This is a genomic window from Bacillus sp. FSL K6-1033 (genome assembly GCF_038630765.1).
Lineage (GTDB): Bacteria > Bacillota > Bacilli > Bacillales > Bacillaceae > Bacillus > Bacillus altitudinis.
Genome location: NZ_CP152041.1, coordinates 134,027 through 156,282, shown reverse-complemented (window position 1 = coordinate 156,282; position 22,256 = coordinate 134,027). Strand labels below are relative to the sequence as shown.

The window sequence follows — 22,256 nt, the reverse complement described above, 5'->3', positions numbered from 1 at the left end:
ACCTAATTTCTAAGCAGCACAAGGAGTGCTGTTAACAGGATGAATAGAAGCAGCGTGAACGTGTCTTTCATGCCCCAGACAAGCTGACGGTATTTCGTACGCCCTTCTCCCCCGCGGTAGCCTCTCGCTTCCATAGCGGTCGCCAATTCCTCCGCACGCTTAAACGCACTGACGAAAAGCGGGACAAGCAACGGAACAATCGCTTTTAAACGATCTTTCACGGGTCCGCTTGTAAAATCAACACCTCTTGCCATTTGGGCTTTCATGATTTTGTCTGTTTCTTCGAGTAAAGTAGGAATAAATCGAAGAGAAATTGACATCATAAGAGCAAGTTCATGAACAGGTAGCTTGATTTTACGGAAAGGATGCAGCAGCTTCTCCATACCGTCTGTCACTTCGATAGGCGTTGTGGTCAACGTCAGAAGTGTTGTCATCATGATGAGATAGACAAAACGGAGTGAAATGAAAATCCCCTGTTTTAGACCTTCTTCATAAATATTCAGAAAACCAAAGTGAAAGAGCAAAGCGCCATCCTTTGTCATGAAGATATGCAGAATAAAGGTAAACAGAACAATCCAAAGGATGGGTTTCATTCCTTTGAGAATAAAGTACAGCGGCACCTGAGACACCATCACCACAAGGATCGTAAAGACCCCTAAAAGCCCGTAAGTGATGTAGTTATTCGCAAAAAAGACAATAAAGACAAAAAAGAAAATTGATAACAGCTTTGTCCTTGGATCAAGACGATGGACAAAGGATGTACCTGGCACATATTTGCCGATAATCATACTATCCATCATGATGTCGTGTCCTCCTGATATAAAGCTGTTAAGGCTTCTGCCATTTCATCCATGGTCAGAAGCGGTCTTGGAAACGTCATCCCCAGCTTTTCTTCGACAGCCTGCTGGAATTTGATCGTTTCCGGGAGGTCCAGTCCGAAAGAAGACATGTCGGTACGATTGGCAAATAGCTCCCTCGGCGTACCTGTCGCCTTTACTGTTCCTTTGTGCATCACAATCATTTGATCCGCATAATGAGCGGCATCTTCCATACTGTGTGTCACAAGGATCGTCGTCAGGTTGGCTTTTTGATGAAGCTCATAGAACATGTCCATGATTTCTTTACGTCCGCGTGGATCTAATCCCGCAGTCGGCTCATCAAGCACAAGCACTTCTGGCTCCATCGCTAGAACACCTGCAATCGCCACACGTCTCATTTGACCACCGCTTAATTCAAAGGGTGATCGAGATAACAAGGATTCAGGAAGGCCTACAAGCTTCAGCATTTCTTTAGCCTTGGCTTCTGCCTTTTCTTTTGGAACACCGAAATTCATCGGACCAAAGCAGATATCCTTTAGAATCGTCTCCTCAAAGAGCTGATGTTCAGGAAACTGAAACACGATGCCGACCTTTTTTCGAAGGGGTTTCATATCCTTCTGTTTTTTATTGGCTTGTAAGACCGTATCTCCAAGCGCAATGCTCCCTTTTGTTGGCTTGAGCAGTCCATTTAAGTGCTGCAGCAATGTCGACTTGCCAGAACCCGTATGACCGATGACAGCCACATAGCTGCCTTCTTTGATGGAAGCATTGACATCATACAAAGCGAGACGCTCAAACGGCGTTTTCATTTGATAACGATGCTCTAATTCTTTGATCGTAATGTCCATAGCTCTTTCACCAATCCTTCTTGTGTCAAATGGGCATTTGCAAGCGGCACACCTTGCTGCTTCAATTGCTTACTCAACCGGTAGGAAAATGGCAGATCAAGTCCAATCTGAACCAGCTGTTCATCTAGTTCAAATACTTCCTCTGGTGTTCCCTCGGCAAATTTCTTCCCGCCATTCATCACAATAACGCGGTCTGCCTTCGCAGCCTCGTCTAAATCATGTGTGATGGAAATGACCGTGACTGTTCCTTGTTCCTTCAGCAGTCTGACGGTTTCTAACACTTCTTCACGGCCAATCGGATCAAGCATTGATGTTGCTTCATCCAAGATCATGATGTCAGGGCTTGCGGCAAGTACACCTGCGATTGCTACTCTCTGTTTTTGCCCGCCTGATAGATGGTGCGGCTCTTGATCAAGAAACTCCTGCATATTGACCTGTTTGACAGCCCAATCTACACGCTCTATCATCAATTCCCGCTCAACCCCGTTATTTTCTAAACCAAAAGCCACATCATCACGAACCGTTGAGCCAACGAATTGGTTGTCTGGGTTTTGAAAGACCATGCCGACCTTTTTGCGAATATCCCAAAGACTTTCTTCTTTCAGCTCAATCTCACCAACCTTGACCGTTCCTGCATCCGGTAAAATGAGCCCATTCAGTACACGGGCAAGTGTGGATTTACCTGAACCGTTGTGGCCAACAATGGCAAGCCATTCATTTTGATTCACATGCAATGACACTTGGTCTAAAGCGGGCTTGTCCGCATCTTTGTGATAACGAAATACAATGTCTTTTACGTCAATTAATGTCTTCTCCATCTCTACCGGACCTCCTCTCAGCTCAACCTCTACTTTGCCTATTGCTAAAAAGCCGTAGTATCTAAAAAAGGGCATAGATCCAGTTATGAACTGTCCCGCCCTTTCTTAGATACACGATATGTGATTAAACTAATTCAATGACAGCCATTGGTGCGCCATCGCCGCGACGAGGTCCAAGCTTCATGATACGAGTGTATCCACCTTGGCGATCTTCGTAGCGAGTTGCAACGTCAGCGAATAATTTTTGAAGTGCATCTTGGTTTGTTTCAGCGTTAGCTACTTCGTTACGAATGTAAGCTGCAGCTTGACGGCGAGCATGAAGATCTCCGCGTTTGCCAAGAGTGATCATTTTTTCAACTACAGAGCGAAGTTCTTTCGCACGTGTTTCAGTTGTTTCGATGCGTTCGTTGATGATCAAATCAGTCGTTAGGTCACGAAGCATTGCTTTACGTTGTGCACTAGTGCGTCCTAGCTTTCTGTATGCCATGTGATGTCCCCTCCTTAATTAGAGATGCTGTATGAATAAAAAACACACGAAAATCCTAGTTCACAATGAAACTAGTCAATCGTCTTTACGAAGACCCAGTCCAAGTTCTTCTAGTTTCGCTTTCACTTCTTCAAGAGATTTACGTCCAAGGTTACGAACTTTCATCATATCCTCTTCTGTCTTGTTAGCAAGCTCTTGAACAGTGTTAATACCCGCACGCTTCAAACAGTTGTAAGAACGAACAGAAAGATCAAGCTCTTCAATTGTCATTTCAAGCACTTTTTCTTTTTGGTCTTCTTCTTTTTCAACCATGATTTCTGCATGCTGAGCTTCGTCAGTTAACCCAACGAAAATATTTAGGTGTTCAGTTAAAATCTTAGAACCTAGAGCGATCGCTTCTTTCGGTCCTGTGCTTCCATCAGTCCATACATCTAGTGTTAATTTATCATAGTTTGTGATTTGCCCAACACGGGTGTTCTCCACTTGATAAGTTACACGAGATACAGGTGTATAGATTGAGTCGATCGGAATCACGCCGATAGGCTGATCGTCTCTTTTGTTTGCATCAGCAGGATTATACCCGCGACCTCTTTGTGCAGTCAAACGAACACGGAAGCTCGCATTTTTGCCAAGAGTTGCGATGTGGAGATCTGGATTTAAGATTTCAATATCGCTGTCGTGTGTAATATCAGCAGCTGTTACAGTTCCTTCATCTTGTACATCAATTTCAAGCGTCTTCTCTTCTTCAGAGTAGATTTTGAGTGCAAGCTTTTTAATGTTTAAGATAATCGTTGTAACATCTTCAACCACGCCTTCGATCGTTGAGAATTCGTGTAAGACACCATCTATCTGGATCGATGTTACAGCTGCACCAGGAAGTGAGGATAAAAGGATACGACGAAGGGAGTTCCCTAAAGTGGTACCATATCCACGCTCAAGTGGCTCTACGACAAACTTGCCATACTTGGCATCGTCGCTGATTTCAACCGTTTCGATTTTTGGTTTTTCAATTTCGATCATCTAATAAAACCCTCCTTCAAAACGTCGAAACCTCGAATAGAATCATATGAGATTCCATCCGAAATTCCTCATTGTTTAGTCCCGTATGTGCTCAGGCAACGAGTCGTGTATTCGTCTCATAAATAACTGTATCATAACCCATTATTGACAGGGACACAAAATCTATACAAACAAATTACACGCGGCGACGTTTTGGTGGACGGCATCCGTTATGAGGAACTGGAGTTACGTCTCTGATTGCAGTAACTTCAAGACCTGCAGCTTGAAGCGCACGAATTGCAGCTTCACGACCAGAACCAGGACCTTTAACAGTTACTTCAAGTGTTTTAAGACCATGTTCGATAGAACCTTTAGCAGCAGTTTCAGCAGCCATTTGTGCAGCGAAAGGAGTAGATTTACGAGAACCTCTGAATCCTAATGCACCAGCACTTGACCAAGAAATTGCGTTTCCATGAACATCAGTAATCGTTACAATCGTGTTGTTGAAAGTGGAACGGATATGAGCGATTCCAGCTTCAATATTCTTTTTCACGCGACGTTTACGCGTATTTTGTTTACGAGCAGCAGCCATTCTTTAACTACCTCCTTTACTTATTTTTTCTTGTTAGCTACAGTACGACGCGGACCTTTACGAGTACGCGCGTTGTTTTTTGTGTTTTGTCCACGAACAGGAAGTCCTCTACGATGACGGATTCCGCGGTAGCTTCCGATTTCAATTAGACGTTTAATGTTAAGTGAAACTTCACGACGAAGGTCACCTTCTACTTTAAGTTTGTCAATGATATCACGGATTTTACCTAGTTCGTCTTCAGTTAGATCGCGAACGCGAGTGTCTTCAGAAACACCTGCTTCTTTAAGGACTTGTTGAGCCGTCGTACGACCAATTCCAAAAACATATGTTAAAGAAATGACAACACGCTTATCACGTGGAATATCTACACCAGCAATACGAGCCATGATTTGGGCACCTCCTTGTTATTAGCCTTGTTTTTGTTTATGTTTTGGGTTTTCACAGATCACCATTACTTTTCCTTTTCTGCGAATCACTTTACATTTTTCACAGATAGGTTTAACAGATGGTCTCACTTTCATGTGTTTCCAACCTCCTTCTTCCGGAGTTGCTTTATTTGTAACGGTACGTAATTCTACCACGAGTTAAGTCATATGGAGATAATTCTACCGTAACTTTGTCTCCAGGTAAAATGCGAATGAAGTGCATACGGATTTTTCCTGATACATGAGCCAAAACTGTATGACCATTCTCTAGTTCAACTTTGAACATTGCATTTGGCAAAGTTTCTGCTACAGTACCTTCCACTTCAATTACATCGTCTTTCGCCATTCAAGTGTTCTCCCTTCTTCAAATCAGTAACTTGCTCTCTGATAAATGTCCAAATGAGATGTTCTCAATTGTCCATCTATCACCCGACCTGTTTTGAATATACTGTTCTGAACTTCCGGAGATACGCAATCATAAAAGGTTAAATGATTGATATTTTTTCTTAGGAGAATGAATTTACGCTTTTCTCCGTCTGCGATTAGTACATGGCAGCCATCGAACACGCCGATGACAACTGTATACTGATCTTGTTCTTTCCTTGGACTATACAGACAACCTGCCCGATTTGGGCCTGAAAGGCTTCAGTGAAGACCTAAATCTTAGTCAGTATATCAAAACCTGTATCTGTAATCGCAATCGTATGCTCAAAGTGAGCACACTTTTTCCCATCAACCGTTACAACCGTCCAGTTATCAGCCAGTGTTTTCACATATCGGCTGCCTGCGTTCACCATCGGTTCGATGGCCAACACCATTCCAGGTTTGAGCCGTGGGCCTTTGTTCGGCGGACCATAATGAGGAATTTGAGGGTCCTCATGAAGATCCTGTCCGACCCCATGTCCAACATATTCTCTAACAACTGAGAAATTCTCATCTTCAACATACGTTTGTATGGCATGGGAAATGTTTGACAGACGTTCACCTGGCTTTGCTTCCTGTAAGCCCTTATATAGAGATTCCTCTGTGACTTCCAGTAGTTTGCGGTCCTCATCACTGATTACCCCAACTGGATAAGTCCAAGCAGAGTCACCATGATAGCCATTTAACTTTGCGCCGATATCGATACTAATGATGTCTCCATCACGTAAAACCCGTTTACCAGGAATACCGTGAACGAGTTCTTCATTCACCGAAACGCAAATGCTCCCGCGAAAACCATTATACCCTTTAAAAGATGGGATTGCACCCTGCTTTGTAATAAAACGTTCGGCAATTTGATCCAATTCTTTTGTCGAAATACCTGGTTTTATATGTTTCTTCAGCTCTTCATGAGTCAGTGCGACAATGCGTCCAGCTTCTCTCATAATCTCAAGCTCGCGAGGAGTTTTACAGATAATCATTTATTTAATCCCCCAAGCAGGTCCTTGATATCAGCGTAAACATCGTTAATGTGCTTCGCACCATCAATGTTTGCAAGATATCCTTTTTCTGAATAGAAGTTCAGTAAAGGTTCAGTCTGCTTTAAGTTCACTTCAAGTCTTGTCGAAACGGTTTCTGCATTATCATCTGCACGTTGATAAAGCTCGCCTCCACACTTGTCACAAACATTTTCTTTCGCAGGTGGATTGAATACTAAATGATATGTTGCTCCGCAATCTTTGCAAATTCTTCGGCCAGTCAGACGCTCCATCAAAGCATCTTTATCGACTTTAATATTAATGACATAATCAATCGTTCTGCCAAGGTCCTTTAGAATGTCTTCTAAAGCTTCAGCCTGAGCGACTGTTCGCGGAAATCCGTCCAGAAGAAAACCTTGTTCACAATCATTCTTGCCAAGTCTTTCTCTAACAATACCGATTGTGACCTCATCAGGAACAAGCTCTCCTTTATCGATAAAGGATTTTGCTTCGAGTCCAAGTTGTGTCTCCTCTTTCATAGCAGCACGGAACATATCTCCTGTTGAGATATGAGGGATCCCATAATCATCAACAATTCGTTCTGCCTGAGTGCCTTTACCAGCACCCGGAAGCCCCATTAAGACTAAGTTCATTTCGGATTTCCCCTTCCTTACTTAGAGAGGTTGGGCAGGAGCCCAGCCCTCTGTTTTATTTCATAAATCCACGGTAGTTTCGTTTCACTAATTGGCTTTCAAGCTGTTTCATTGTTTCAAGTGCAACACCTACAACAATGAGAAGACTTGTGCCGCCAATTTGTGCAGCGGAAGGTAATCCAGCGAATTGAATGAAAAAGATAGGAAGTATTGAAATCACGGCTAAGAAAATGGCGCCCACAAACGTGAGTCGGTACAAAATGCTCGTAATTCTATCTTGAGTCATTTTCCCTGGACGAACTCCCGGGATATAGCCACCCTGCTTTTGCAGATTTTCAGCCATTTGTTCAGGGTTTACTTGGACAAAGGCATAAAAATATGTGAAAGCAACAATCAGTGCTACATAAATCGTCATACCGATTGGCTTAGTATAGTCAAAGTTGTTAGTTATCCAGGTTGTCACATTATTTGTTCCGAAGAACGATGCGATCGTCTGCGGAGTAATAATGAACGAAACGGCAAAGATGACTGGAATCACCCCTGCTGGATTCACTTTCAATGGAAGGTGCGTTGCTTGACTAGCAGACATTTGTGCACGGCCAGTTCCCTTTGAATACTGAATCGCAATCTTTCTCACTGCCATTTGAATGTAAATAACACCGATAACAATGACAAGAATAGCAATCACAATAAGGGCAATTTTCAGGATTTGCATGAACAGCTGTCCATCTCCACCTACAAATTGCTGAGCGTACACTTGCTTTAATGTTTGAGGGATACCTGCGATGATACCGGCAAAGATAATAATCGAAATACCGTTACCAACACCGTGAGCAGTAATCTGCTCTCCCAACCACATTAAAAATGCTGTTCCCGCAGTGAGTACGACCGCAATTAAGAGATACGTTGAAACACCTGGGTTTTCAATCAGCATGCCTCCTGCCATATTGTTAAATCCATATGACATTCCTAACGCCTGGATAAATCCTAGAACAATTGTAAAATACCTTGTGAATTGTGCTAATTTTCGGCGGCCAACCTCTCCTTGCTTTGACCACTCAGTAAACTTCGGTACAACATCCATCTGCAAGAGCTGGATGATGATCGAAGCAGTGATATACGGCATAATCCCCATTGCAAGAATGGAGAATTGGAAAAGTGCCCCGCCCCCAAACGTGTTGAGGATTCCGAAAACACTCATTTGATCCTGTGCCTGGAGAACTTCGGCGTTCACATTAGGCACAGGGATGAAAGCACCTATACGAAAGACGACTAACATTAAAAGTGTAAATATAATCTTATTCCGTATATCTTTCACGCGCATAAAATTGGAGATTGTCTTAAACAAGTTAGATCACCTCGGCTGTACCGCCAGCAGCTTCAATCGCTTCTTTAGCAGAAGCAGAGAATTTATTGGCTTTTACAGTTAATTTTTTTTCTAATTTACCGTTGCCAAGAATTTTTACTCCTGCTTTTAACTTGCTTATTGCACCAGTCTCTAGAAGAAGTTCAGGAGTGACTTCCGTTCCTTCGTCAAAACTGTTTAATCTGTCTAAGTTGATTACCGCGTAATCTTTACGGTTGATGTTTGTAAAACCACGTTTTGGAAGGCGTTGGAATAAAGGCATTTGACCACCTTCGAATCCAGGGCGTACACCGCCGCCAGAACGAGCGTTTTGACCTTTATGACCTTTACCAGAAGTTTTACCGTTACCTGATCCAATACCACGACCAACACGGTTGCGTACTTTACGTGAACCTTCTGAAGGCTTCAATTCATGAAGTTTCATTTGGGCACCTCCTTATCGATTAAAAATGTTTTATTGTTCTTTAACAGAAACTAAATGAGACACCTTGTTAATCATGCCGCGGATCGCTGCATTGTCTTCATGTACGACTGTTTGGTTTGTTTTCTTTAGACCAAGAGTACGAACAGTGACACGCTGATCTTCCGGGCGACCGATTACACTGCGTTTGAGGGTAATTTCTAATTTATTTGCCATTATTGTTCCCTCCTTATCCTAACAGGTCTTCTACAGATTTTCCACGAAGCTTCGCTACATCTTCAGCACGTTTAAGTTCACTTAAACCTTGAAGTGTTGCGCGGATCATGTTGATCGGTGTATTAGAACCTAGAGATTTAGAAAGGATATCAGCTAGACCAGCAAGCTCAAGTACCGCACGCACTGGGCCTCCAGCGATAACTCCTGTACCTTCTGAAGCAGGCTTCAATAGAACGTTTCCTGCACCGAATCGACCGATGATTTCATGTGGAATTGTAGTTCCAACCATTGGTACTTCAATTAAATTCTTTTTCGCGTCTTCAACAGCTTTGCGGATCGCTTCTGGTACTTCTTGTGCTTTACCAGTACCGAATCCTACATGACCGTTTTTGTCACCGACAACAACTAAAGCTGCAAAACGGAAACGACGTCCACCTTTAACAACTTTCGCTACCCGGTTAACCGTAACTAAGCGTTCTTCTAACTCTAATTTGCTTGGGTCAATACGACTCATTCGGATGTGTCCCTCCTTCTTTTATTAAAATTTAAGTCCAGCCTCACGAGCAGCTTCAGCTAGAGCTTTTACACGTCCATGATATAAGTATCCTCCGCGGTCAAATACCACGTTAGAGATGCCTTTTTCAACAGCACGTTTTGCAACAAGTTCGCCAACTTTAGTAGCAGCTGCAGCGTCAGAACTATTCTCGATCTTTAACTCTTTATCAAGAGTAGAAGCACTTACAAGTGTTACACCGTTAACATCATCAATTACTTGAGCGTAGATGTTCTTGTTAGAACGGAAAACGTTAAGGCGAGGTCTTTCAGCAGTACCTGAAAGTTTCGCACGAACACGAGCGTGTCTTTTAAGACGAGTAGCGTTTTTGCTAGTTTTCGTAATCATCCGAGTCACTCCTTTCTTCACATTAAGCGATCTTACTTACCAGTTTTTCCTTCTTTACGGCGAACGAATTCACCTTCGTAACGAATTCCTTTACCTTTGTAAGGCTCTGGAGCACGGACAGCGCGGATGTTAGAAGCTAGAGCTCCTACACGCTCTTTATCGATACCTTTAACGATTACTTTCGTTTGAGATGGAACTTCTACTTCAACTCCAGCCTCAGGAACGATTTCAACTGGGTGAGAGTATCCAACGTTAAGAACAAGTTTGTTTCCAGATTTAGCTGCACGGTAACCGACACCGATTAGTTCTAAACCTCTTTCGAAACCTTTAGATACACCTTCAACCATGTTTGCAATTAAGCTACGTGTTGTACCATGTAATGCACGGTGTTCTTTATTTTCAGACGGACGGCTTACAGTTAAGACGTTGTCCTCAATTTTAATTTCCATATCAGGGTGAAATGCACGAGTTAGTTCACCTTTTGGTCCCTTTACTGTCACTGTGTTATCGTTGTTTGTCACAGTTACTCCTGAAGGGATCTCGATTAGCTTTTTACCTATACGAGACATACCAAGCACCTCCATTCATCTTAAACTTTTTTTACCATACGTAAGCAAGTACTTCTCCACCAGCTTGTTTAGCACGGGCTTCTTTGTCCGATAAAACACCTTGTGATGTAGAAATAATTGCGATTCCAAGTCCGTTAAGTACACGTGGTACTTCATTTGATTTCGCATATACGCGTAAACCAGGTTTACTGATTCTTTTAAGACCAGTGATAACACGTTCGTTGTTTTGGCCGTATTTAAGGAACAAACGGATAATTCCTTGTTTGCTGTCTTCGACGTACTCAACGTCACGGATAAAACCTTCACGCTTTAAGATTTCAGCAATTTCTCTTTTGATTTTTGAAGCCGGTACTTCTAGCTTCTCATGACGTACCATGTTCGCATTGCGAATACGAGTCAGCAAATCTGCAATCGGATCTGTCATAACCATTATTTAATAACCTCCTTCCCATTTATGGGGATTACCAGCTGGCTTTTTTAACGCCAGGAATTTGTCCTTTATATGCAAGTTCGCGGAAACAAATACGGCAAAGTTTAAACTTGCGAATTACTGAATGTGGACGTCCACAACGTTCGCAGCGCGTATACTCTTGAACTTTAAACTTTTGTTTGCGTTGTTGTTTCGCAATCATAGACTTTTTAGCCACGATTTCGCCTCCCTTTCATTGATTATTTCTGGAACGGCATACCTACTTGAGTTAATAACTCACGTGCTTCTTCATCCGTGTTGGCAGTCGTAACGATAACGATATCCATACCGCGGACTTTTGTTACTTTATCGTAATCAATTTCTGGGAAGATTAACTGTTCTTTAATACCAAGCGTGTAGTTTCCACGACCGTCGAAAGATTTCTTAGAAATCCCGCGGAAGTCACGTACACGTGGTAAAGATACAGAAATAAGTTTATCAAGGAAATCGTACATGCGCTCTCCGCGAAGTGTTACTTTCGCACCGATTGGCATTCCTTCACGTAGACGGAATCCAGCAATAGACTTCTTCGCACGAGTAACGACAGGTTTTTGACCAGCGATAAACGTTAATTCTTCAACAGCAGTATCGATTGCTTTAGCGTTTTGAACGGCGTCACCAACACCCATGTTGATCACGATTTTTTCGATTTTTGGCACTTGCATTACTGATTTGTATTCAAACTTAGAAACTAATGCAGGTGTAATTTCTTTTACATACTTTTCTTTAAGGCGGTTCATGAGAAAGACCTCCCTTCCTTATTTACTATTTATCTAGAACTTGCCCAGATTTTTTCGCTACACGGACTTTCTTTCCGTCCTCAACTTTATATCCAATACGTGTCACTTCACCCGTTTTAGGATCAAGCGGCATTACGTTTGATACGTGGATCGGCGCTTCTTGTTCAGAAATTCCGCCTTGAGGGTTAGCTTGAGTTGGTTTAGAGTGTTTTTTCACAAGGTTAATACCTTCTACTAAAACACGGTCCTTTTTAGGGAAAGCAGCAAGGATGACACCTTGTTTACCTTTATCTTTACCAGAGATAACCACTACTTTATCGCCCTTTTTAACATGCATTTAATCGCACCTCCTTGAGTCGCGGATTGTATTCATTAAAGTACTTCTGGTGCTAAAGAAACAATTTTCATATAGTTGTTTTCACGAAGTTCACGTGCTACTGGTCCGAAGATACGAGTTCCACGTGGGCTCTTGTCGTCACGGATGATGACACATGCATTTTCATCAAAACTGATGTAAGATCCATCGTTTCTGCGAGCTCCGCTCTTAGTACGAACGATAACTGCTTTCACAACTTCACCTTTTTTGACAACGCCTCCTGGTGTTGCTTGTTTAACCGTACAAACAATGACATCACCGATGTTAGCCGTTTTACGTCCAGAGCCACCAAGAACTTTAATCGTTAGTACTTCGCGTGCGCCAGAGTTGTCAGCTACTTTTAAACGAGTCTCCTGTTGAATCATTAATGTTACCTCCCTTCGGAAAAAGAAATCCGAACTTTATTAGATAATAACAGCTTCTTCGACAACTTCAACTAGACGAAAGCGTTTAGTCGCAGATAATGGACGAGTTTCCATGACCTTTACGATGTCTCCGATTTTTGCTTGGTTGTTTTCATCATGTGCTTTGAACTTTTTAGAGTATCTTACACGTTTGCCATAAAGTGAATGCTTTTTGTATGTTTCAACTACAACAGTGATGGTTTTATCCATTTTGTCAGAAACAACACGACCTTGATACACTTTACGTTGGTTACGTTCGCTCATGTTTGCGGGGCCTCCCCTCTAATTATTATTTATTAGCAGCGATTTCTCTTTGACGAATCACAGTTTTCATGCGTGCGATTGATTTACGCACTTCACGAATGCGAGCAGTGTTTTCAAGCTGCCCAGTCGCTAATTGGAAACGAAGATTGAAAAGTTCTTCTTTAAGAGACTTTACTTTTTGTTCAATTTCAGCAGTGGTAAGGTCACGAATTTCATTAGCTTTCATTTGATTCACCACCAATTTCTTCACGTTTTACGAACTTCGTTTTAATTGGCAATTTGTGAGATGCAAGACGAAGAGCTTCACGAGCAACTTCTTCAGACACACCAGAAATTTCAAATAAAACTTTGCCCGGTTTTACTACAGCTACCCAGCCTTCTGGAGCACCTTTACCGGAACCCATGCGGACCTCTAGAGGTTTAGCTGTGTATGGCTTAGAAGGGAAAATTTTGATCCAAACTTTACCGCCACGTTTCATGTAACGAGTCATAGCAATACGAGCAGCTTCGATTTGACGGTTAGTGATCCAAGAAGCTTCAAGAGCTTGGATACCGAACTCACCGAAATGTACTTCAGTGCCGCCTTTTGCACGACCACGCATTTTTCCACGATGTTCTCTGCGATACTTCACGCGTTTTGGCAATAACATATTATTTTCCTCCTTCCGCAGTATTCTTCTTAGTTGGAAGGACTTCTCCACGATAGATCCATACTTTTACGCCAAGCTTACCATAAGTAGTATCAGCTTCAGCAGTAGCATAGTCGATGTCAGCACGAAGTGTGTGCAATGGAACAGTACCTTCACTGTAATATTCAGAACGAGCAATATCTGCACCGCCAAGACGACCAGAAACCATTGTTTTGATTCCTTGTGCTCCAGCACGCATTGTGCGTTGGATTGTTTGTTTTTGTGCACGACGGAATGAAATACGATTTTCAAGTTGACGAGCGATGTTTTCAGCAACTAGCTGAGCATCAAGATCTGCTCTCTTGATTTCAAGAATGTTGATGTGTACACGTTTGCCAGTTAGGCTGTTAAGAGCTTTACGAAGTGCTTCAACTTCAGATCCGCCTTTACCAATTACCATACCTGGTTTAGCCGTGTGGATTGTGATATTTACGCGGTTTGCAGCACGTTCGATTTCTACTTTAGAAACAGACGCGTCAGACAAACGCTTGCTGATGAATTCACGGATTTTCAAGTCTTCATGTAAGAAGTCAGCGTAATCTTTTCCTGCGAACCATTTAGATTCCCAATCACGAATGACGCCAATACGAAGACCTACTGGATTTACCTTTTGACCCACGGATTATCCCTCCTTCTTTTCTGATACAACGATTGTAATGTGGCTAGTACGTTTGTTAATTGCGCTCGCACGACCCATAGCACGTGGACGGAATCTCTTAAGTGTTGGACCTTCGTCAACGAATGCTTGAGTAATCACTAGGCTGTTAGCGTCCAACTCGTAGTTGTGCTCAGCATTTGCGATAGCAGATTTTAATACTTTTTCAATAATTGGTGAAGCAGCCTTAGGTGTAAGGTTTAAGATAGAAACTGCTTCTCCTACTTGCTTACCTCGGATCAGGTCCATTACTAGACGTGCTTTACGAGGAGCAATACGGACTGTTCTTGCGACAGCTTTAGCTTGCATTTAAAAGCCTCCTCTCATTAGCGTCTTGTTTTTTTATCGTCACTAGCATGACCTTTGTAAGTACGGCTTGGTGCGAATTCGCCCAATTTGTGACCTACCATATCTTCAGAAATGAAAACAGGTACATGTTTGCGTCCGTCATAGACAGCGATTGTGTGACCGATGAATTGTGGGAAAATTGTAGAACGACGAGACCAAGTTTTTACGACTTGCTTTTTGTCAGTTTCATTCAATTTCTCGACTTTAGCCATCAAATGATCATCAACAAATGGTCCTTTTTTTAAGCTGCGAGCCATTGTGGAACCTCCCTTCGTGATTGAACTACGGTCCTAAATGAACCGTAGACAACCCCGTTACTTGTTTTTACGACGACGTACAATGAATTTATCAGACTTGTTGGTTTTCTTACGAGTCTTGAATCCAAGAGTCGGTTTACCCCATGGAGACATTGGTGATTTACGTCCGATTGGAGCGCGTCCTTCACCACCGCCGTGTGGGTGATCGTTAGGGTTCATTACAGAACCACGAACTGTTGGGCGTACGCCTTTCCAGCGAGAACGTCCAGCTTTACCGATGTTGATTAGTTCGTGTTGTTCGTTTCCAACTTGACCGATAGTCGCACGGCAAGCAGAAAGGATCATGCGTACTTCACCAGAGTTCAAACGTACAAGAACGTATTTACCTTCTTTACCTAGAACTTGAGCAGAAGTACCAGCAGAACGAACTAATTGTCCACCTTTACCTGGTTTTAATTCAATGTTATGCACAACTGTACCAACTGGGATGTTGATAAGTGGAAGAGCATTACCTGGTTTGATGTCAGCTTCTGGTCCAGAAGTAACTTCAGTACCAACTTGGATTCCTTTCGGAGCAAGAATGTAACGTTTCTCACCATCTGCATAGTTTACAAGAGCGATGTTCGCTGAACGGTTTGGATCATACTCGATTGTAGCAACGCGTCCAGGTATACCGTCTTTATCACGCTTAAAGTCGATGATACGGTATTGACGTTTGTGACCGCCACCTTGATGACGAACAGTCAATCTACCTTGGTTGTTACGTCCGCCTTTTCTGTGAAGCGGTGCAAGCAACGATTTTTCTGGTTTGTCAGTCGTGATTTCAGCAAAATCTGAAGTAGTCATGCCACGACGACCATTACTGGTTGGTTTATACTTTTTAATCGCCATTTTGAATTTCCCTCCTTCTTTTTAAGATTTACGCTTCAAAAATTTCGATTTCTTTGCTGTCAGCAGTTAATTTCACGATCGCTTTTCTGCGACGGCTAGTCATACCAGTGTAGCGTCCAACGCGTTTTGATTTACCTTTGTAGTTTTGAACGTTGACTTTCTCAACTTTCACTCCAAAGATTTCTTCAACAGCGTCTTTCACTTCTGTCTTGTTAGCTCTGACATCAACTTCGAACGTGTACTTCTTCTCTGTCATTAGATCAGCAGAACGTTCAGTAATGATAGGGCGCTTTAGAACATCACGAGGATCTTTCATTATGCAAGTCCCTCCTCTACTTTTTCAACCGCTGCTTTAGTGATCAGAAGTTTGTCGTGGTTGACAACGTCAAGAACGTTGATACCGTTAGCTTCAACAACTGTTACTCCAGGGATGTTACGAGCAGATAAAGCAACTGTTTCGTTTGCATCCGCAGTGACGATCAACGCTTTCTTCTCAACAGATAACCCTTTAAGGATGCCTGCGAATTCTTTCGTTTTCACTGCATCAAGAGTAAGATCCTCAAGAACGATGATGTTGTTGTCGATTACTTTAGAAGACAATACTGACTTGATAGCCAAGCGGCGAACTTTTTTAGGTAATTTATAAGAATAGCTGCGTGGTGTTGGACCGAATACGATACCGCCTCCGCGCCATTGTGGTGAACGGATAGAACCTTGACGAGCACGACCTGTACCCTTCTGTCTCCAAGGTTTACGACCTCCGCCACGTACTTCAGAACGAGTTTTTACTTTGTGAGTTCCTTGACGTAAGGAAGCTCTTTGCATAAGAATAGCATCGAATACTACGCTTTCGTTTGGCTCAATTCCAAACACAGAAGCGTTTAATTCGATTTCACCGTTAGTAGAACCGTTTTGGTTAAATAATGCTACTTTTGGCATGACTTGTTTCCTCCTTTCCTAAGAGAGTTATTTAGTTTTAACTGCACTCTTTACAGTTACTAGAGATTTTTTAGCTCCTGGTACGTTACCTTTGATCAAAAGAAGATTGCGTTCCGCATCAACTTTAACGATCTCAAGATTTTGGACAGTGATTTGCTCTCCGCCCATACGTCCTGGAAGAAGTTTACCTTTGAATACTCGGTTTGGATCAACAGGTCCCATTGAACCAGGACGACGGTGGTAACGTGAACCGTGAGTCATTGGTCCGCGTGATTGTCCGTGGCGTTTGATAGCCCCTTGGAATCCTTTACCTTTTGATGTTCCTGTTACATCTACGATATCTCCATTTGCGAAAATATCAACTTTGACTTCCTGACCAACTTCATACGCATCTAACTCCACACCGCGTAATTCTTTTACGAAGCGCTTAGGAGCAGTTTCCGCTTTAGCAACGTGGCCTTTCTCTGGTTTGTTAGAAAGCTTCTCACGTTTGTCGTCAAAACCGATTTGGATTGCTTCATAGCCATCCGTGTCAGTAGTCTTCTTCTGAAGAACAACGTTAGCAGCAGCCTCAACAACAGTTACAGGGATAAGATCACCGTTTTCTGCGAATACTTGCGTCATACCAATTTTTCTACCTAAGATTCCTTTGGTCATTCGTCACACCTCCTATAATATGTGTTTTCTATTTGAATTAAAGTTTGATTTCGATATCTACACCGGATGGTAAATCTAAACGCATAAGTGCATCAACTGTTTGCGGAGTTGGATTCACGATGTCGATTAGACGTTTGTGAGTACGCATCTCAAATTGCTCACGAGAATCTTTGTACTTATGCACCGCACGAAGGATTGTGTAAACTGATTTTTCAGTTGGAAGCGGAATTGGACCAGATACACTAGCACCAGAACGCTTAGCCGTTTCAACAATCTTCTCAGCAGATTGATCAAGAATTCTATGATCATATGCTTTTAAACGAATACGAATTTTTTGTTTTGCCATTATTTTCCCTCCTTTTCGCCTACTTACGTTAGACAGTTCTCCGTGAGAAAAACCTGATCACCTTGCCATGGCAAAGCGGCCGGGTGTGTCAGCAACCTCTCACTTCATCGCAGTCAAAGACCAACATGCACTATTGTACCAAATTGGCCTGCGTGTTGCAATAATAAATCGGATAAATTTATGATTTGCACACTTTTCATATTATACAGGGGTTCAGCCTATAAATCAAGCTTTCCCTGAAGATGATGTGTAGCTGTCTTCCTGACGATACGAATAAATTCTTCTGGCTCTTCAATATGCGGAGAATGCGCAGATTCTTTAAAAGTAAACCACTCTTTTATTGGTGCTGTAAGTTGATCAACATATGGTTTTGATACAGCAGCTGGTGTAATCAAGTCATGTTCCCCGATGATAAAGTAGCAGGGTATTAATATAGAAGAAACTCGGTATTGAATGCTTTCGTTCATCAGCTCGTCCCACAGCAAATCCTGGCTATACTTCTGTCCCATAAGGAATTTCCACTTATCTTTTAGCTGATAATGCTTACTAACAAGAAATGCATACAGCATTTGAAAAAGTGGCTTCCACCTATGCGTGAGCCCTACTTTTGCGAACTCTTTGTATAGAGAGAACAAAGCATGAGCAGAGGTGCGTTTCCAAGGGGGTGGTGTCAGCAATCTTAGACATCTAGTGAAGAAATGCTTGCCTTGATATTTTTTTAGAAGAAGTTCGTACGATACAATATCCTCTTTTAATACATCAACCACCTGACTAATTCCATAATAGGCATGATACAAATCTGGTCGTTTATGTACAGCTTGTATCGCAATTAATGATCCCCATGAATAACCCGCAATGTATATTTTCGTTTGATCATTATAAGAAAGCAGTTTTTCTGTAAGCTCAATCGTATCCTCTACGAATTGCCCAATGGTCATAGAAGACTCAGGAATGTTTTTTTGATAAGACAGTCCTGCACCGCGCTGGTCCCAATGAACAACAGTGAAGTCTTGATCAAGTTCCTTATGAAAGGAATCGATATAACTCATTTGAGCTGAGCCTGGGCCACCGTGTAAAAATAATAAAACAGGTTTTGTTTTTTCTGCTTGATCTTCTTTTATCATAATCCATTGATCAAGCCCGCCAATCGGCCACTTTTTCAACATTGTCTTCGCCATTCCAGTGATCCTCTCGGTTCCATTTAGATTCTATAGCTTATAGTAGCCGTTATGCACTGGAAAAGCAAAAAAAAGAGACCCTTTTGCAAGGAGTCTCTTTTAACTGTTATTACTTAATGATAGTAGAAACGACGCCAGAACCTACAGTACGTCCACCCTCACGGATAGAGAAACGAGTTCCTTCTTCGATAGCGATAGTAGAGATAAGTTCAACTTCCATCTCAGTGTTATCGCCAGGCATTACCATTTCAGTACCTTCTGGAAGATGTACGATACCAGTTACGTCAGTTGTACGGAAGTAGAACTGCGGACGGTAGTTAGTGAAGAATGGAGTATGACGTCCACCCTCTTCTTTAGAAAGTACATAAACTTCAGCTTTGAAACGGCTATGTGGAGTGATTGTACCTGGTTTAGCAAGTACTTGACCACGTTGGATATCTTCACGAGATACACCACGAAGTAGTGCACCGATGTTGTCACCAGCTTCAGCATAGTCAAGAAGTTTACGGAACATTTCAACACCTGTAACAGTTGTTTTACCGTTTTCTTCTTGAAGACCGATGATTTCAACTTCGTCACCGACTTTAACTTGTCCACGCTCAACACGACCAGTAGCAACTGTTCCACGACCAGTGATTGAGAATACGTCCTCAACTGGCATCATGAATGGCTTCTCAGTGTCACGCTCTGGAGTTGGGATGTACTCATCAACCGCATCCATAAGTTCGAAGATTTTTGCTTCGTAATCAGCATCACCTTCAAGAGCTTTAAGAGCAGAACCTTTGATAACTGGTACATCGTCACCAGGGAAGTCATAGTCAGAAAGAAGGTCACGAACTTCCATTTCAACAAGTTCAAGTAACTCTTCATCGTCAACCATGTCACATTTGTTAAGGAATACTACGATGTAAGGAACACCTACGTTACGAGAAAGTAGGATGTGCTCACGTGTTTGTGGCATTGGACCATCAGCAGCAGATACTACTAAGATCGCGCCGTCCATTTGAGCAGCACCAGTGATCATGTTTTTAACATAGTCAGCGTGTCCTGGGCAGTCTACGTGTGCATAGTGACGAGTTTCAGTTTCATACTCAACGTGTGCAGTTGAGATTGTGATTCCACGCTCGCGCTCTTCTGGAGCACCATCGATCTGGTCATAAGCCATAGCTGTACCTTTACCAGATTTCTTATGAAGAACTGTTGAGATAGCAGCAGTTAGAGTTGTTTTACCATGGTCAACGTGTCCAATTGTACCAATGTTAGCATGCGATTTGGAACGGTCGAATTTTTCTTTAGCCATTCTAAAAATCCTCCTTAAAGGTTCATTGTATTTGGTATGAGTGATAGAAAGTGAAGAGTTACCTCCCACTTTCTGATCTTCAATAGTAGTTATACTTTAGTTTAAAGGCAAAATCAATTATTCACCTTTATTTTTTTTGATGATTTCTTCACTGATGCTCTTAGGCACTTCTTCGTAGTGATCCATGTGCATAGTGAAAGTACCGCGTCCTTGTGTGTTAGAACGGAGTGCAGTTGCATATCCGAACATTTCAGAAAGTGGAACCATAGCGCGAACAACTTGAGCGTTACCGCGAGCTTCCATACCTTCTACACGTCCACGACGAGATGTGATATCACCCATGATGTCTCCCATGTATTCTTCTGGGATAACGACTTCTACTTTCATCATTGGCTCAAGTAGAACTGGGTTACATTTGCTGACAGCATTTTTCAATGCCATAGATGCAGCAATTTTAAACGCCATTTCGTTAGAGTCAACATCGTGGTAAGATCCATCGAATAATTTTGCTTTGATGTCGATTAATGGGAATCCAGCTAATACACCATTTTCTAGTGAATCTTCAAGACCTGCTTGAATTGCTGGAATGTATTCACGTGGAACAACCCCACCGACGATTGCATTTGTGAATTCGAAGCCTGCGCCTTCTTCGTTTGGTTCGAATTCGATCCAAACGTGTCCGAACTGACCGCGTCCACCAGACTGACGTACGAATTTACCTTCAACTTTTGCACTAGAACGGAATGTTTCACGGTACGCAACTTGAGGAGCTCCTACGTTAGCTTCAACCTTGAACTCACGCTTCATACGGTCAACAATGATATCAAGGTGAAGCTCACCCATACCAGAGATGATCGTTTGACCAGTTTCAGTGTTTGTTTGTGTACGGAATGTTGGATCCTCTTCAGCTAGTTTAGCTAAAGCGATACCCATTTTATCTTGGTCAGCCTTAGATTTAGGCTCGATAGCTACATCGATAACTGGCTCTGGGAATTCCATAGACTCAAGGATAACAAGATTTTTCTCGTCACAAAGAGTATCACCAGTAGATGTATCTTTAAGACCAACAGCTGCTGCGATATCCCCTGCATATACAGTAGAGATTTCTTCACGGCTGTTTGCGTGCATTTGAAGGATACGTCCAACACGCTCACGCTTGTTCTTAGAAGAGTTCTTCACGTAAGAACCAGAATCAAGTGTTCCAGAGTATACGCGGAAGAAAGTTAGTTTCCCAACATAAGGGTCAGTCATAACTTTAAATGCAAGAGCTGCGAATGGTGCGTCATCAGTAGACTCACGTACAACCTCTTCATTTGTATCTGGCAATGTACCTTTGATTGCAGCAACATCAGTTGGTGCAGGAAGGTAGTCAAGCACAGCGTCAAGTACAAGCTGAACACCTTTGTTTTTGAAAGCAGATCCAACAAGAACTGGGTAGAATTCAACATTCAAAGTTCCTTTACGGATTGCAGCTTTCAATTCAGGAATTGTGATTTCTTCACCCTCAAGGTATTTTTCCATAAGCTCTTCATCAAGCTCAGCGACAGCTTCAATCAAGCTGCTGCGAAGCTCTTCAGCTTTGTCTTTATACTCAGCAGGGATTTCTTGTGCATCAGAGCGAGTTCCAAGGTCATCTTCGTAGAAGTATGCTACGTTTTCTACAAGGTCGATGATTCCTTCGAATTGATCTTCAGCGCCGATCGGCAATTGAATTGCATGAGCGTTCGCTTGAAGACGATCTCTTAATGTGCTTACAGAGTAAAGGAAGTCCGCACCGGTTTTATCCATTTTGTTAACGAATACGATACGAGGTACTCCGTAAGTTGTTGCTTGGCGCCAAACTGTTTCAGTTTGAGGCTCTACACCTGATTGTGCATCAAGAACAGCAACCGCACCATCAAGTACACGCAAAGAACGTTCAACTTCAACAGTGAAGTCTACGTGTCCTGGTGTATCAATGATGTTTACACGGTAACCTTTCCATTGTGCTGTAGTAGCAGCAGAAGTGATTGTAATACCACGTTCTTGCTCCTGCTCCATCCAGTCCATTTGTGAAGCTCCTTCGTGAGTTTCACCAATTTTATGGATACGACCAGTGTAGTACAAGATACGCTCAGTCGTTGTCGTTTTACCGGCATCGATGTGAGCCATGATACCAATATTACGAGTTTTGTCTAAGGAGAACTCTCTTGCCATTGGGTAATTTCTCCTTCCTTATTAGGGAATAGTT

36 protein-coding genes are annotated in these 22,256 nt (G+C 42.4%); all 36 read right to left on the bottom strand.

Annotated features, from left to right (window positions below):
• Positions 1 to 2 precede the first annotated feature (2 nt).
• The 36 genes from MHH31_RS00890 to fusA all read right to left on the bottom strand — a co-directional run bounded on the left by MHH31_RS00890 (position 3) and on the right by fusA (position 22,222).
• Positions 3 to 800, bottom strand: coding sequence for an energy-coupling factor transporter transmembrane protein EcfT (locus MHH31_RS00890; RefSeq protein WP_008345215.1), 798 nt, complete (start codon positions 798 to 800; stop codon positions 3 to 5).
• Positions 797 to 1,666 (bottom strand): energy-coupling factor ABC transporter ATP-binding protein, encoded by an 870-nt coding sequence (locus tag MHH31_RS00885; RefSeq protein WP_024718300.1) that lies wholly within the window; start codon positions 1,664 to 1,666, stop codon positions 797 to 799. Before MHH31_RS00885 ends, MHH31_RS00890 begins: the two co-directional genes overlap by 4 nt.
• Positions 1,642 to 2,484, bottom strand: coding sequence for an energy-coupling factor ABC transporter ATP-binding protein (locus MHH31_RS00880; RefSeq protein ID WP_342495146.1), 843 nt, complete (start codon positions 2,482 to 2,484; stop codon positions 1,642 to 1,644). The genes MHH31_RS00885 and MHH31_RS00880 overlap by 25 nt, the downstream gene beginning before the upstream one ends.
• Positions 2,485 to 2,608: 124 nt before the next feature.
• Complete coding sequence (gene rplQ / locus MHH31_RS00875) at positions 2,609 to 2,971, bottom strand: 50S ribosomal protein L17 (RefSeq protein WP_003216944.1); 363 nt, start codon at positions 2,969 to 2,971, stop codon at positions 2,609 to 2,611.
• Positions 2,972 to 3,046: 75 nt separating this feature from the next.
• On the bottom strand, positions 3,047 to 3,991 hold the full coding sequence (locus MHH31_RS00870; protein WP_003217009.1) for a DNA-directed RNA polymerase subunit alpha: 945 nt from the start codon (positions 3,989 to 3,991) through the stop codon (positions 3,047 to 3,049).
• Between the two features lie 175 nt (positions 3,992 to 4,166).
• Positions 4,167 to 4,562: a 30S ribosomal protein S11 gene (rpsK, locus tag MHH31_RS00865; protein ID WP_003217231.1), complete on the bottom strand. Its 396-nt coding sequence runs from the start codon at positions 4,560 to 4,562 to the stop codon at positions 4,167 to 4,169.
• 20 nt (positions 4,563 to 4,582) lie between these two features.
• Positions 4,583 to 4,948, bottom strand: a complete 366-nt coding sequence (gene rpsM, locus MHH31_RS00860) for a 30S ribosomal protein S13 (RefSeq protein ID WP_003217023.1) — start codon at positions 4,946 to 4,948, stop codon at positions 4,583 to 4,585.
• Positions 4,949 to 4,969: 21 nt separating this feature from the next.
• A complete protein-coding gene (gene rpmJ, locus MHH31_RS00855; RefSeq protein ID WP_003156543.1) occupies positions 4,970 to 5,083 on the bottom strand; it encodes a 50S ribosomal protein L36 in 114 nt (37 codons plus the stop codon).
• 31 nt (positions 5,084 to 5,114) lie between these two features.
• Entirely contained in the window at positions 5,115 to 5,333 is a 219-nt protein-coding gene (gene infA / locus MHH31_RS00850) for a translation initiation factor IF-1 (protein ID WP_003217190.1), read from the bottom strand.
• Between the two features lie 310 nt (positions 5,334 to 5,643).
• A complete protein-coding gene (gene map, locus MHH31_RS00845) occupies positions 5,644 to 6,390 on the bottom strand; it encodes a type I methionyl aminopeptidase (RefSeq protein ID WP_017359166.1) in 747 nt (248 codons plus the stop codon).
• Positions 6,387 to 7,040 carry an adenylate kinase gene (locus tag MHH31_RS00840; protein ID WP_007496336.1) on the bottom strand — a complete coding sequence of 218 codons (654 nt, stop codon included), beginning with the start codon at positions 7,038 to 7,040 and terminating at the stop codon, positions 6,387 to 6,389. Before MHH31_RS00840 ends, map begins: the two co-directional genes overlap by 4 nt.
• 55 nt (positions 7,041 to 7,095) lie before the next feature.
• Positions 7,096 to 8,388 (bottom strand): preprotein translocase subunit SecY, encoded by a 1,293-nt coding sequence (gene secY, locus MHH31_RS00835; protein ID WP_007496334.1) that lies wholly within the window; start codon positions 8,386 to 8,388, stop codon positions 7,096 to 7,098.
• Position 8,389: 1 nt separating this feature from the next.
• Positions 8,390 to 8,830: a 50S ribosomal protein L15 gene (gene rplO / locus MHH31_RS00830; protein ID WP_003216888.1), complete on the bottom strand. Its 441-nt coding sequence runs from the start codon at positions 8,828 to 8,830 to the stop codon at positions 8,390 to 8,392.
• Positions 8,831 to 8,860: 30 nt separating this feature from the next.
• A complete protein-coding gene (rpmD, locus tag MHH31_RS00825) occupies positions 8,861 to 9,043 on the bottom strand; it encodes a 50S ribosomal protein L30 (RefSeq protein ID WP_003217067.1) in 183 nt (60 codons plus the stop codon).
• A 13-nt stretch (positions 9,044 to 9,056) separates the two neighbouring features.
• Positions 9,057 to 9,557, bottom strand: a complete 501-nt coding sequence (rpsE, locus tag MHH31_RS00820; RefSeq protein ID WP_007496332.1) for a 30S ribosomal protein S5 — start codon at positions 9,555 to 9,557, stop codon at positions 9,057 to 9,059.
• Positions 9,558 to 9,581: 24 nt separating this feature from the next.
• Positions 9,582 to 9,944, bottom strand: a complete 363-nt coding sequence (gene rplR, locus MHH31_RS00815; protein WP_003216951.1) for a 50S ribosomal protein L18 — start codon at positions 9,942 to 9,944, stop codon at positions 9,582 to 9,584.
• A gap of 32 nt (positions 9,945 to 9,976) precedes the next feature.
• Positions 9,977 to 10,513 carry a 50S ribosomal protein L6 gene (gene rplF / locus MHH31_RS00810; RefSeq protein WP_008345395.1) on the bottom strand — a complete coding sequence of 179 codons (537 nt, stop codon included), beginning with the start codon at positions 10,511 to 10,513 and terminating at the stop codon, positions 9,977 to 9,979.
• A 31-nt stretch (positions 10,514 to 10,544) separates the two neighbouring features.
• Positions 10,545 to 10,943, bottom strand: a complete 399-nt coding sequence (rpsH, locus tag MHH31_RS00805; RefSeq protein ID WP_007496327.1) for a 30S ribosomal protein S8 — start codon at positions 10,941 to 10,943, stop codon at positions 10,545 to 10,547.
• A gap of 31 nt (positions 10,944 to 10,974) precedes the next feature.
• Positions 10,975 to 11,160 carry a 30S ribosomal protein S14 gene (gene rpsN, locus MHH31_RS00800; protein ID WP_008356542.1) on the bottom strand — a complete coding sequence of 62 codons (186 nt, stop codon included), beginning with the start codon at positions 11,158 to 11,160 and terminating at the stop codon, positions 10,975 to 10,977.
• A 22-nt stretch (positions 11,161 to 11,182) separates the two neighbouring features.
• Positions 11,183 to 11,722 (bottom strand): 50S ribosomal protein L5, encoded by a 540-nt coding sequence (gene rplE / locus MHH31_RS00795; RefSeq protein ID WP_003217159.1) that lies wholly within the window; start codon positions 11,720 to 11,722, stop codon positions 11,183 to 11,185.
• Positions 11,723 to 11,747: 25 nt separating this feature from the next.
• On the bottom strand, positions 11,748 to 12,059 hold the full coding sequence (rplX, locus tag MHH31_RS00790) for a 50S ribosomal protein L24 (protein ID WP_007496325.1): 312 nt from the start codon (positions 12,057 to 12,059) through the stop codon (positions 11,748 to 11,750).
• A gap of 35 nt (positions 12,060 to 12,094) precedes the next feature.
• Entirely contained in the window at positions 12,095 to 12,463 is a 369-nt protein-coding gene (rplN, locus tag MHH31_RS00785) for a 50S ribosomal protein L14 (RefSeq protein ID WP_003216882.1), read from the bottom strand.
• A 39-nt stretch (positions 12,464 to 12,502) separates the two neighbouring features.
• On the bottom strand, positions 12,503 to 12,766 hold the full coding sequence (gene rpsQ / locus MHH31_RS00780; protein ID WP_003216906.1) for a 30S ribosomal protein S17: 264 nt from the start codon (positions 12,764 to 12,766) through the stop codon (positions 12,503 to 12,505).
• Between the two features lie 25 nt (positions 12,767 to 12,791).
• Positions 12,792 to 12,992: a 50S ribosomal protein L29 gene (gene rpmC / locus MHH31_RS00775; RefSeq protein ID WP_003217155.1), complete on the bottom strand. Its 201-nt coding sequence runs from the start codon at positions 12,990 to 12,992 to the stop codon at positions 12,792 to 12,794.
• Positions 12,982 to 13,416: a 50S ribosomal protein L16 gene (gene rplP, locus MHH31_RS00770; protein ID WP_003225801.1), complete on the bottom strand. Its 435-nt coding sequence runs from the start codon at positions 13,414 to 13,416 to the stop codon at positions 12,982 to 12,984. Before rplP ends, rpmC begins: the two co-directional genes overlap by 11 nt.
• Position 13,417: 1 nt before the next feature.
• Entirely contained in the window at positions 13,418 to 14,074 is a 657-nt protein-coding gene (gene rpsC, locus MHH31_RS00765; RefSeq protein ID WP_003217241.1) for a 30S ribosomal protein S3, read from the bottom strand.
• Positions 14,075 to 14,077: 3 nt separating this feature from the next.
• Entirely contained in the window at positions 14,078 to 14,419 is a 342-nt protein-coding gene (rplV, locus tag MHH31_RS00760) for a 50S ribosomal protein L22 (protein WP_007496316.1), read from the bottom strand.
• 17 nt (positions 14,420 to 14,436) lie between these two features.
• Positions 14,437 to 14,715 (bottom strand): 30S ribosomal protein S19, encoded by a 279-nt coding sequence (gene rpsS / locus MHH31_RS00755; RefSeq protein WP_003216920.1) that lies wholly within the window; start codon positions 14,713 to 14,715, stop codon positions 14,437 to 14,439.
• Positions 14,716 to 14,772: 57 nt separating this feature from the next.
• Positions 14,773 to 15,606: a 50S ribosomal protein L2 gene (rplB, locus tag MHH31_RS00750; protein ID WP_007496314.1), complete on the bottom strand. Its 834-nt coding sequence runs from the start codon at positions 15,604 to 15,606 to the stop codon at positions 14,773 to 14,775.
• A gap of 28 nt (positions 15,607 to 15,634) precedes the next feature.
• A complete protein-coding gene (gene rplW, locus MHH31_RS00745) occupies positions 15,635 to 15,922 on the bottom strand; it encodes a 50S ribosomal protein L23 (RefSeq protein ID WP_003217016.1) in 288 nt (95 codons plus the stop codon).
• Entirely contained in the window at positions 15,922 to 16,545 is a 624-nt protein-coding gene (rplD, locus tag MHH31_RS00740; RefSeq protein ID WP_007496312.1) for a 50S ribosomal protein L4, read from the bottom strand. Before rplD ends, rplW begins: the two co-directional genes overlap by 1 nt.
• Positions 16,546 to 16,572: 27 nt before the next feature.
• Positions 16,573 to 17,202 carry a 50S ribosomal protein L3 gene (rplC, locus tag MHH31_RS00735; protein WP_007496311.1) on the bottom strand — a complete coding sequence of 210 codons (630 nt, stop codon included), beginning with the start codon at positions 17,200 to 17,202 and terminating at the stop codon, positions 16,573 to 16,575.
• A 37-nt stretch (positions 17,203 to 17,239) separates the two neighbouring features.
• A complete protein-coding gene (gene rpsJ / locus MHH31_RS00730; RefSeq protein ID WP_003156464.1) occupies positions 17,240 to 17,548 on the bottom strand; it encodes a 30S ribosomal protein S10 in 309 nt (102 codons plus the stop codon).
• A 218-nt stretch (positions 17,549 to 17,766) separates the two neighbouring features.
• Positions 17,767 to 18,726: an alpha/beta hydrolase gene (locus MHH31_RS00725; protein ID WP_058337231.1), complete on the bottom strand. Its 960-nt coding sequence runs from the start codon at positions 18,724 to 18,726 to the stop codon at positions 17,767 to 17,769.
• A gap of 109 nt (positions 18,727 to 18,835) precedes the next feature.
• Positions 18,836 to 20,026, bottom strand: coding sequence for an elongation factor Tu (gene tuf, locus MHH31_RS00720; protein ID WP_007496302.1), 1,191 nt, complete (start codon positions 20,024 to 20,026; stop codon positions 18,836 to 18,838).
• A gap of 117 nt (positions 20,027 to 20,143) precedes the next feature.
• Positions 20,144 to 22,222 (bottom strand): elongation factor G, encoded by a 2,079-nt coding sequence (gene fusA, locus MHH31_RS00715; protein WP_007496301.1) that lies wholly within the window; start codon positions 22,220 to 22,222, stop codon positions 20,144 to 20,146.
• Between the last annotated feature and the right edge of the window lie 34 nt (positions 22,223 to 22,256).